Genomic DNA, 10,390 nt, shown 5'->3' with positions numbered 1-10,390 from the left:
CCCGCAACCTCACCCAGCCCGACCGCCCCCACAGCCGCCCCCACCTGGACGCCGAGGTCGCCGACCAGGTCGGCGGCGGGCTGCACGACGCGACCATCGCGCACGTCACGGCCGACGCCCTGCATCCCACCCCGTACGCCACCGCCTACGAGATCACCGACCATCTGCCCTTCAACGTCAAGAAGCTGAAGGCGCTGCTGAGGGAGCGCCGGGTCGGCATTCTCACCGTCAAGAAGCGGGGCTCGGCGGTCGAGCCGGAGGAGCTCCGCAGGAAGGTCAAGCCGCAGGGCCCGCATGCGGCCACGGTGTTTCTGACCCGGGTCGCGGGGGCACCGGCGATGCTCATCGGACACCCCGTGCGGGCGTAGCCGTCAGGACTGCCCATTCCTCATCCGGCACCCCGCCCGGGCCCAGCCCTCAGACCCGCCCGACGGCCATCGGGCACCCCGCCCGGGCATGGTCGTCACTGTTGCTCCGCTGCCCGCCTCAGAAGCAGTTCCTGCTCCCGTTCGTTCCGGGTCAGGGACGCCGCCCGTTCGAACCCCGCCCGGGCCTGCGCGGTACGACGGAGGCGGGTGAGGAGGTCGCGCGGACGCCGGGTGGGCAGCGAGGCCGGACTGGTCTGCGGGGTCAGGCCCACCATCAGAGACTCGTGGTGACGCCCGGCCCAGCAGGGGCGGTCATTTCGCGACGATCTGCCGGACCTCGACGGTGAGCGTCCAGCAGTCCTCGCGCGGGGACTGGAGTTCTTGGCCTCCTCGATCGCTTCGGCCTTGTGTCCTGGCCATGCACTGGCTGATCGATTGACTTGCTCCTCGCCCGGAAGTGACGGGCGAGAATTCTGGCCTTCCCTGACTGCTTGCTGTGCCATTACACGGCAGGGTTTCCAGCGGGGAGTCCGTGGCTTCCTGTTTCTTCGCGCTGCGCCGGGATTGCTCCTGGTCTTACCGGCGCTCCGCAGGCCGATACCGCCAGTCCGGCGGCCGTCTTCACGTTGATCGCGGCGTTGGTGTCCCGGTCGTGGACGGTGCCGCAGGCGGTACAGGTCCACTCCCGCACCTTCAGGGGTTTGGGACCGTCCACGGCACCGCAGGTGGAGCAGGTCTGGGAGGTCGGTGTGAACCGGCCGATCTTCACCAGGATGCGGCCGTACCGGGCGGCTTTGTACTCCAGCATGTTCACGAACGCCGACCAGCCCGCGTATGCACGGACTTGGCCAGCTTCGTGCGGGCCAGTCCCGCCACCGACAGCTCCTCCACGGCGACCCCGTGGTTCTCGGAGATCAGCTTCGTGGAGAGCTGGTGGTGGAACTCACGGCGTGCGTCGGCGACTGCGGCGTGGGCACGGGCGACCTTCAGACGGGCCTTGGCCCGGTTCCTTGATCCCTTCTGCTTGCGGGACAGCTCACGCTGGACCTGCTTCAGCTTCTTCTCCGCGCGCCGGAGGAAGCGCGGTGAGTTGATCTTCGTGCCGTCGGAGAGGGACGGCGAAGTGGGTGAGGCCGAGGTCGATGCCGATGGTGCGGTCGGTCTCGGGCATCCGCGCCTGGTCGGCGGCGGGGTCGGTGTCGACGACGAAGGAGGCGAAGTACCGTCAGGCCGCGTCCTTGATGACAGTGACGGAGGTGGGGGTGGCGGGCAGCGTGCGGGACCATTTCACCTTCACCGCGCCGATCTTCGGCAGATTCAGCCGCCCTTGGTCACTGATGCTCCAGCGGGCGTTGGCGGTGAACCGGATCGACTGCCGCGTGTTTTTACGGGACTTCAACCGTGGTGCTCTCATCTGCGGTCCCTTGCGCGTGCCTTTGAGGGAGGCGAAGAAGTTGCGGTACGCCTTCTCGGCGTCGCGCAGGGACTGCTGGAGCACCACCACGGAGACCTCGCCGAGCCAGGACCGTTCGGCTGTCCGTTTCGCCTCGGTGATCAGCTTCCGGGACAGCTGACCGGCCGTCGGGAACGGCTGCCCGGCCTTACGGGCGTCCTCGCGGGCACGCAGGGCGTCGTTGAACACCACGCGAGCGCACCCGAACGCCCTGACCAGCGCGGCCTGCTGAGCGGCGTCGGGGTACAAGTCGGGTAGCCGGGATGCATTACTGCATCCCGGCCCCCTCAGAACCGTGCGTGCACCTTTCAATGCACACGGCTCAAGCTCGCCCCATGGGCCAGCGCAGTTTCACTTGGCCTGCACGCCATCTTGAGCGTGTAGCTGTCGATGGCATGCGGAGTGCACGAGACGGAGGTTGGTTCGATCGTCGGAGCCGCCATCTCTCCGGTAAACGAAGTGATGCTTGTGCAGCATCTTCTTCGAGGCCGCGAACCAGTTGATCCACTCGCGTGGGCTGTCCGGTTCGTATTCGGCCCCGGCGATGAGCGCCTGATTGCAGAGCGGGCAGAGCCCCTTCTGCTTGTACGCCAAGGACAGACTCACTTTGTCCATGGGCGGTGGCGCCTTCTTACGGCGGCGTCCTTGCCAGTACTCGGCCAGAGCAGGGTCGTCGGGAGACGCCGCGCCCTTCACCTGCACGTGGCGGACAATCTTGGTCCAGCCGAACTTGGGGAGATAGGCGCCGCTGATACGGTCCCCGAAGACCCACTTGTCGTTTCTGGACTCGTTGAACCTGCCGAAGTATCTGTTGGCTACCCAGACCCTCGACTTCCTCGGATGGCTCCTTTTCGCCCACTCCCAGAGCAGCCCCCACACATAGTTGTCGAGACTTGAGAATGTTCGGGAGGAAACCGCATTCCGGTAGTACGCCGACCATCCACGAATGATCGGCGTCAGCGCCCTCAGCATTCCCGCCGCGTTGGAGCCGTACAGGCCCTTCACTTTGGTGCGTAGGGTTTCCCGGAGTCTCTTGACAGCGTCAGCGCTTGGTTTGATGAATAGCTTTCCGTCGTAGCGGCGGATGTTGAAGCCGAGGAAGTCGAACCCGTCCTCCATATGGCGGATCCGGGTCTTTCCTTCTTTGAACCGCAGTCCTCTCGGCTCCAGCCACTCTGCCAACCGTTCCTTGATCTCTTCTGCTTCCGACTTGCTGTGGCACATGACCACAAAGTCATCCGCGTAACGGATCAGGATCGGGGTCCTGGGGGCAGCTTTCGGCTCGTATGTCTTCGCCTCGGCTCCCCAGTACCGGCGCCCTGCTGCCTCTTCCATCCCATGCAGTGCCACGTTCATCAGCAGCGGGCTGATCACACCGCCCTGCGGAGTCCCCTCCTCGGTTGGTGTGAAGCGGCCCTCTTCGACCACACCGGCCCTCAGCCACGCACGGATGAGACTCCGGCCGGGGAATCCCCCGACGGCGTCCATCAGGCGAGGATGGTCGATGCGGTCGAATGCCGCCGACAGATCAACATCGAGAACCCAGAGGCGTTTGGCGTTCTTGCGTGCCGTTGCCCCGAAAATTGCCTCGATCGCGTCGTGGACCCTCTCCCTGGACGGAAACCGTACGACCGGGGTTCGAAACGGGCCTCCCACTCGGGTTCCAGCGCATTCTTGACACGGGCCTGCATGGCCCGGTCCCGAATCGTCGGAATCCCGAGCGGGCGTTGCTTCCCGTTACTCTTCGGGATGTACACCCGCCTGACCGGCATGGCTCGCCAGGGCTTCTCGACCCGATGGACCTCTGACGCGAGATTCCACCGAGCCTTTGGCGTTACCGCCTTCTCCCTGTCGACGCCGGCCGTCTTGCGGCCAGTACTCAGCTGGGACACTCGCCTCACGCTCACCAGCGTGTTGGAGTAGCTCCGCAGCATGAGCTTTTGCAGATTCCTGACCGTGGGCCAGTCCTCTTCCTGCGCTGCCTTGAAGATCCGCTGTCTCAGTCGCCGTACTTCCCCCTCGCATCGGCTCCAGTCGATCTGGTGCCACAGCATGGAGGCGTCCTCGGGTCCGTTCACCGGGCTGAGCGGCAGAGCAGACATGTCCACCATCCTCCCGGCGTCTAACTTGTCCCTCGGTTCGGGCTTATTCTCAGTTCATTTCAAAGGCTCACCTGGTTCACGTCTGCTCCCTTTCGGGCCGGGGAAAGCCCCGTATCCGGCAGGTTATACGGGCGCATTCACCCGACTTCCCTTTCCCTTTCGGGGACCGGCATTCGCTTCTTGAACCATCCTGTCCGGCTGAGGAATTCCGCTTTCCTTGCGGTCGGCCTACCAGATCCCTCTGGACCTCAACCGGGTTTCCACGTTCCGCACCGTCAAGATGCGTCCGGGGAGGGTGCCACCTATTGCCCCGTGGCCAGCGGTGTTCACGAGCCTCGGGTCAGAACCCTCGGCTCCGCTTGACGCTTCCCAGCGTCCGGGCCATGACCGCCGCTATTGCTCGACATCGGGCGGGTAACGCTGACGAGGCTTTGACAGGGGTTCACTTTCGTTCACCCTTCCGGACTGTCCCTCAGCCTGTGACGTCAGATGCCCTGACGTTCTTGGGCCTTGAGCGCTCAGCTTCACACCCCGCCGTTGCCAGCGACGCATGTGAGCGTGGGACCAGACCTCAGAACACTGGTCTGGGACAACCCCGTTGAAGCGGTGTTGTCCACTTGAGCGGTGCGACATCGTGTCGCACCCTGAAGGTGTACCGGAGCTGCATGGCGATCACACTAGTGCCGCGGCAGGCCACGTTTGCCCGTTGAGGAGCGGCGTCCGGTGCGTGCTCTCGGCGTGCCGGCCGGAAGCCCTCTTACTGGACGTACTTGGGGTTTCGTCCGGTGCGGCGAGTGGGGGGTACCCCCTGCTCGAGCGGAGTCGAGAGCGTGGGGGAGCGTGCCGGGCGTCGTGACGGGGCGAACGTTGCCTGCCGCGGCACTAGGCAAGTCGAACCCGCGTCGTCACCGGGAACATGCGAACGATTCATCACCCTGCGTCGAATCGGAGGGACGCCGGATCGACACGCTTGCGGAATCTCCTCGAAGAAGTTCCCCGGAACGCGTCCGTGCAGGTCAGCGCAGCGACTTCCACAGCTTCCCCGCCTCGGGTTCCTCGACCACCACCCGGTTGGGATCCGACGGGGCCCGCGCCACGGGCATCATCACCGTCCGTACCCCGCTCGGCGGGAGGCCCTTCAGGCTCTGGGCGAGCCGGGTCAGTTCGGCGAGGGAGTCCAGGCCGGTGTCGGTGGTGAGGCCGGCGGTGACCGTGTCCGCGACGCGGTACAGCCGGGCCGGGTCGGTGAGCAGGTCCTGGGAGGCGATCTGCTCCAGCAGGGCCTTCACCAGCTTCTGCTGGAGGCCTATGCGGCCCAGGTCGCTGCCGTCGCCTATGCCGTGCCGGGTGCGGGCGAAGGCCAGGGCCCGGGTGCCGTCGAGGTGATGGGTGCCCGCCTCGAGCCGCAGATGGCTGTCCTCGTCGGCGATGTCCTCGTCCGTGGTGACGGTGACGCCGCCGAGCGCGTCGACCAGCTGGGCGAAGCCCGAGAAGTCGATCTCGAGGTAATGGTCCATGCGGACGTTCGTCATCTCCTCGACCGTCTTCACCGCGCAGACGGGTCCGCCGACCTCGTACGCGCTGTTGAACATGGAGTGGTGGGCGACCGCCGTCGACCCGCCGGACGGGCGCGGGCAGGACGGTCGGGTGACCAGGGTGTCGCGCGGGATGCTCACCACCGTCGCACTGGTCCGTCCGGCATCGAGGTGGACGACCATCGCCGTGTCGGAGCGGGCGCCGGAGCTGTCGCCGCCGCCGAGGCGGCGGTTCTCCTTGCCGCTGCGCGAGTCCGAGCCCAGGACCAGGATGTTGAGGGCCTCGCTCGGCAGGGCCGGGCCCGAGGGCGACGGTGTGGTCACCGGCTTCGGAGGCCGGTTGTCGCCCAGCGCGTTGTCGATGTCGACGCCGGTGATGTTGTCACTGAGATGCCAGTAGGCCCAGCCCGCCGCTCCGGCGCCCAGCACCAGCGTCCCCGCCAGAGTGAGACCGGCGATCTTCAGCACTCTCGACCGCCGGCCCACGTCTGTGCCCTCGTCCCCGTTGAGTCCCGTCACGGGCAGGAACATAAGTCCGAATTATTGCGGGGAGGGAGCCCAGGGCGCCCATTCTTCGGAAATTCTCAGACTTCAGGACCCGGGCTCACCCCAGTGTCACCACCGGCACCGGATTGCTCCCGCTCCACGAGCCGTTGAACCCGAACGTCACCCAACCGCCGTCCGGTACGGAGCCGTTGTAGGGGGCGTTCGCGCAACTGACCGCCGTGCCCGACTGCGTGCAGTTCGCGTTCCACGCCTGCGTGATCCGCTGCCCGGCGCCGAACGTCCAGTTCGCCTTCCACGACGACAGCGCGGCGCCCGAGCAGGCGATCCGCACCTGGCCCGTGTAGCCCGTGCTCCACTGGCTGGTGACGCTGTAGACGGCCGTGCAGGCACCCGTCGGCGGCGGGGTCGTCGTCCCGCCGAGCGCCTCGGCGATGGCATGGTACGCCGGTTTCGGCTGGTAGTTCTCGTCGTACGGCGTCGCCGCGCCCTGGCCGGGGAAGGTGTCCGGGATCCAGGAGTCGGAGTCGGTGAAGCCCCAGACGGTGACGCCGGTGCAGCGCGCGACCGCGACACAGGCGTTCATGACAGCCTTGTAGTCGGCGGCCTGCTGGGTCAGCTTGGCCTGGGTCATCGGGAGCTGCGTCCGGATGTCCAGCTCCGTGATCGCCACGTCGACCCCCAGGTCGGCGAAGCGCTGGATGTTCTGCTGGAGCGTCGAGGGCACCTGGCCGACGATGAGATGGGCCTGCAGCCCGACCCCGTCGATCGGAATCCCGCGTCCCTTCAGGGACTTGACCAGGTCGTACAGGGCGGTGCTCTTCGCGTTGACGCCCTCCACGTTGTAGTCGTTGATGTACAGCCTGGCGCCCGGGTCGGCGGCCCGGGCCCAGGTGAGGGCCTGCGCGATGTAGTCCTGGCCGAGGGTGGTGCGGAAGAGGGTGGGGCGGTAGGTGCCGTCCTCGTTGAAGGGCTCGTTGACCACGTCCCAGGCGGCGATCCGGCCCTTGTAGCGGCCGGCCTCGGTGGCGATGTGGTCCTGGACGATCGCGCCGAGCTGGTCCCGGGTCCAGCTGCCGCTCGTCAGCCAGTCCGGGTTCTGCTGGTGCCAGAGCAGGGTGTGCCCGCGCACCTGCTGGCCGTGCGCCTCGGCGAAGTCCACGATCCGGTCGGCCTCGGCCCAGTCGTGGCTGCCCCGGCTCGGCTCGACCGAGCCCCACTTCATGGCGTTGCCGGGGGTCAGCGAGTTGAATTCGCGCCCGGCGATCTCGCCGTAGGTGCCGGTGAGCTTGGAGCCGGTGACCGCCGTGCCCATGACCTTGCTCTTGGCTTCGGCGAGATCGCGCAGGGGTGTGTCGGCGGCGTGCGCCGCGGGTGCCGCGAGCAGCAGGGAGCCGGCCGTGAGGACTCCGGCCAGCAGGGATGTCGGTAAGCCCGATCTCAGGGGTCTCATTGCGGGTACCTCCGAAAGTTTCGATGCTGCAACCGATTGGCGTCGGTGCAGTGTGGAGGCGTCCGGAACACCCGTCAATACAGCACCTGCTATTCCGCGGGCCCCGCCGTGCTGCTGCGCACCACCAGACTCGTCGCCAGCTCCACCCTCGTCGCTGCCGGAGTCCCCTCGTCCCGCCCGAGGTCGAGGACCAGCTTGGCCGCCGCCTCGGCCATCTCCGTCAGCGGCTGCCGTACGGTCGTCAGCGGCGGGCCGACCCAGGGCGCCACCGGCAGATCGTCGAAGCCGACCACGCTCAGGTCCTCCGGGATGCGCAGCCCCAGCTCGCGCGCGGCCTCGTACAGCCCGAGCGCCTGGAGGTCGTTCCCGGCGAAGACGGCGGTCGGCCGGTCCGGGCGGCGCAGCAGTTCCAGGCCCCGCCGGTAGCCGGCCTCGTGGTGGAAGTCGCCGGTCGCGATCAGGGTCGGATCCACCGGCAGCCCGGCCGTCTCCAGTGCGGCCCGGTAGCCGTCGATCCGGGCCCGGCTGCACATCATCTGCGAGGGCCCGCTGATCGCTCCGATCCTGCGGTGCCCCAGCTCGACCAGATGCCGGGTGGCGGCGAGACCGCCCTGCCAGTTGGTCGCGCCGATCGACGGCACGTCGGCACCGGGGTCACCCGCCGGGTCCATCACCACGAACGGGATGGAGCGGCTGGTCAGCAGCGCCCGCTGGGACTCGTCGAGCCCGGACAGGACCAGGATCACGCCGTGCGGCCGGCGCGCGGCGACCTGGTCGGCCCAGGTCCGCCCCGGGGTGAGCCGCCCCGCGCTCTCGGACAGCACGACACTGAGCCCGGCGTCCCGCGCCACGTTCTCCACGCCCCGGATGACCTCCATCGCCCAGGCGCTCTCCAGCTCATGGAAGACCAGGTCGATCAGGGGCGAGCGGGTCGCCTCGGCACGGCGGCGCCGGTAGCCGTGGGCGCGCAGCAGGTCCTCGACGCGGGACCGGGTGGCCGGGGCGACGTCGGCCCGGCCGTTGAGGACCTTCGAAACAGTCGGCGCCGAGACGCCCGCCTCACGGGCGATCTCGGCCAGTGTCGCGGTCTGCGCGGTACGCCCCTGCGTCCGGGTCTGCGTCCGGCTTTCAACGGGCTCCGGGGATGTCATGGCGGCGATCGTAACCCTGCGGGCCCCCTTGACGAAGTCCCCGCACCGCCATAGGTTCCCGGAACATTCGAAGTTCATAACGAAACATTCGTGGATACGTTCGTGAGAGGGCCGTCCGTCCACCCGACAGGAGCTTCATGACCACCGCGCCCTGGCGTGACCCCGCGCTGCCCGCCGCCGCCCGCGTCGACGACCTGCTCCCCCGGATGACCCTGGAGGAGAAGACCGCCCAGTTGTACGGCGTGTGGGTGGGCGCCGCGACGGACGGCGACGGAGTCGCTCCGCACCAGCACGACATGACCGTCGAGTACGACTGGGCGGAGCTGATCACCCACGGCCTCGGCCAGCTGACGCGCTCCTTCGGCACCGCCCCCGTGGAACCGGCACTCGGCGCGCAGGCCCTGGCGCGCGCCCAGCGCCGCATCGCCGCGGCCGGCCGCTTCGGCATCCCGGCGATCGCGCACGAGGAGTGCCTGGCCGGCTTCACCGCCTGGCAGGCCACGGCCTATCCGGTCCCGCTGGCGTGGGGCGCGACCTGGGATCCGCCGCTGGTCGAGGAGATGGCCCGCCGCATCGGCGACGACCTGCGCTCGGCCGGCGTCCACCAGGGCCTCGCGCCCGTCCTGGACGTCGTACGCGATCCGCGCTGGGGCCGCGTGGAGGAGACGATCGGCGAGGACCCGTACCTGGTCGGCACGGTCGGCACGGCCTATGTGCGGGGCCTGGAGTCGGCCGGGGTCGTCGCCACGCTCAAGCACTTCGCCGGGTACGCCTCCTCGGCCGGCGCCCGCAACCTCGCCCCGGTTCGGGCGGGGGTCCGTGAGTTCGCCGACGTCACCCTGCCGCCCTTCGAGATGGCCCTGCGCGAGGGCGGGGCCCGCTCGGTGATGGCCGCGTACACCGAGACGGACGGCGTCCCGGCCTCCGCGGACCCCGGGTTGCTCACTCACCTTCTGCGCGAGGAGTGGGGTTTCACCGGCACGGTCGTCGCCGACTACTTCGGCATCGGCTTCCTCCACACCCTCCACCGGGTCGCCGGAACACCCGCCGCGGCGGCCCACGCGGCCCTCACCGCCGGCATCGACGTCGAGCTGCCCACCGTCAAGTGCTACGGCCGCCCGCTGCTGGAGGCGGTCAGGTCGGGCGAGGTCCCCGAAGAGCTCGTGGACCGCGCGGCCCGCCGCGTCCTGCTCCAGAAGTGCGAACTGGGCCTGCTGGACGAGGACTGGACGCCCGAACCGGCCACGGCGATCACCCTCGACTCGACGGGCAACCGGATCCTGGCCCGCCGCCTGGCCGAGGAGTCGGTGGTCCTGCTCGACAACCCCGACGGCCTGCTCCCGCTGGCCCCCGACACCCGCATCGCGGTGGTCGGCCCCCGGGCGGCCGACGCCCTGGCCATGCTGGGCTGCTACTCCTTCCCGTCCCATGTCCTCACCCACCACCCCGAGGTGCCGCCCGGCATCGAGATCCCGACCGTCCTGGACGCCCTGCGCTCCGAACTCCCCGACGCCAAGGTGACGTTCGCGCAGGGCTGCGACGTGACGGACCCGGACACCGCCGGCTTCGAGGAGGCCATCGCCCGCACCGCCGAGGCGGACGTGTGCGTGGCGGTCCTCGGCGACCGGGCGGGCCTGTTCGGCCGCGGCACCTCGGGCGAGGGCTGCGACGCGGCCGACCTCGGCCTGCCGGGCGCCCAGGGCGAGTTGCTGGACGCACTGGTCGCCACCGGCGTCCCCGTGGTGCTGGTACTGCTGACCGGCCGCCCTTACGCGCTGGGCCGCTGGCACGGCCGGCTGGGCGCGGTCGTCCAGGCGTTCTTCC

General features: G+C 68.7%; 6 protein-coding genes and 3 pseudogenes. 2 read left to right on the top strand and 7 right to left on the bottom strand.

Features of this window, described 5'->3' with window-relative positions; translation table 11 throughout:
• Positions 1-368: pseudogene (locus tag ABZ281_RS21270) on the top strand (SAM-dependent methyltransferase); the annotation flags it as partial.
• Positions 369-463: 95 nt separating this feature from the next.
• On the opposite strand, the gene ABZ281_RS21265 reads toward ABZ281_RS21270, so the two are convergent.
• The 7 genes and pseudogenes from ABZ281_RS21265 to ABZ281_RS21235 form a co-directional block, all read right to left on the bottom strand.
• Positions 464-643 (bottom strand): hypothetical protein, encoded by a 180-nt coding sequence (locus ABZ281_RS21265; protein ID WP_356657638.1) that lies wholly within the window; start codon positions 641-643, stop codon positions 464-466.
• A 227-nt stretch (positions 644-870) separates the two neighbouring features.
• Positions 871-2,070 (bottom strand): annotated as a pseudogene (locus ABZ281_RS21260) (RNA-guided endonuclease TnpB family protein).
• A 102-nt stretch (positions 2,071-2,172) separates the two neighbouring features.
• Positions 2,173-2,298, bottom strand: coding sequence for an HNH endonuclease (locus ABZ281_RS21255; RefSeq protein WP_356657640.1), 126 nt, complete (start codon positions 2,296-2,298; stop codon positions 2,173-2,175).
• Between the two features lie 384 nt (positions 2,299-2,682).
• Positions 2,683-3,875, bottom strand: a pseudogene (gene ltrA / locus ABZ281_RS21250) (group II intron reverse transcriptase/maturase); the annotation flags it as partial.
• Positions 3,876-4,939: 1,064 nt separating this feature from the next.
• On the bottom strand, positions 4,940-5,989 hold the full coding sequence (locus tag ABZ281_RS21245) for an LCP family protein (RefSeq protein ID WP_356657636.1): 1,050 nt from the start codon (positions 5,987-5,989) through the stop codon (positions 4,940-4,942).
• Positions 5,990-6,062: 73 nt separating this feature from the next.
• On the bottom strand, positions 6,063-7,415 hold the full coding sequence (locus tag ABZ281_RS21240; RefSeq protein ID WP_356657634.1) for an endo-1,4-beta-xylanase: 1,353 nt from the start codon (positions 7,413-7,415) through the stop codon (positions 6,063-6,065).
• A gap of 89 nt (positions 7,416-7,504) precedes the next feature.
• Positions 7,505-8,566 (bottom strand): LacI family DNA-binding transcriptional regulator, encoded by a 1,062-nt coding sequence (locus ABZ281_RS21235; protein WP_356657632.1) that lies wholly within the window; start codon positions 8,564-8,566, stop codon positions 7,505-7,507.
• A gap of 137 nt (positions 8,567-8,703) precedes the next feature.
• On the opposite strand from ABZ281_RS21235, the gene ABZ281_RS21230 reads away from it, so the two are divergent.
• The coding region (locus ABZ281_RS21230; RefSeq protein WP_356657630.1) for a glycoside hydrolase family 3 N-terminal domain-containing protein at positions 8,704-10,390 on the top strand (1,687 nt) is incomplete at its 3' end.

It is taken from the genome of Streptomyces sp. NPDC006265, from assembly GCF_040613555.1.
Lineage (GTDB): Bacteria > Actinomycetota > Actinomycetes > Streptomycetales > Streptomycetaceae > Streptomyces.
Note: the sequence above shows the minus strand (reverse complement) of the source record. Positions and strands in the feature narration are given on the sequence as shown.

Bases quoted from the DNA above. Each gene is read 5' to 3' on its own strand.
- ABZ281_RS21235 (WP_356657632.1), bottom strand. From the start codon at position 8,566: ATGACATCCCCGGAGCCCGTTGAAAGCCGGACGCAGACCCGGACGCAG.
- ABZ281_RS21240 (WP_356657634.1), bottom strand. From the start codon at position 7,415: ATGAGACCCCTGAGATCGGGCTTACCGACATCCCTGCTGGCCGGAGTC.
- ABZ281_RS21265 (WP_356657638.1), bottom strand. From the start codon at position 643: ATGGTGGGCCTGACCCCGCAGACCAGTCCGGCCTCGCTGCCCACCCGG.
- ABZ281_RS21255 (WP_356657640.1), bottom strand. From the start codon at position 2,298: ATGCTGCACAAGCATCACTTCGTTTACCGGAGAGATGGCGGCTCCGAC.
- ABZ281_RS21245 (WP_356657636.1), bottom strand. From the start codon at position 5,989: ATGTTCCTGCCCGTGACGGGACTCAACGGGGACGAGGGCACAGACGTG.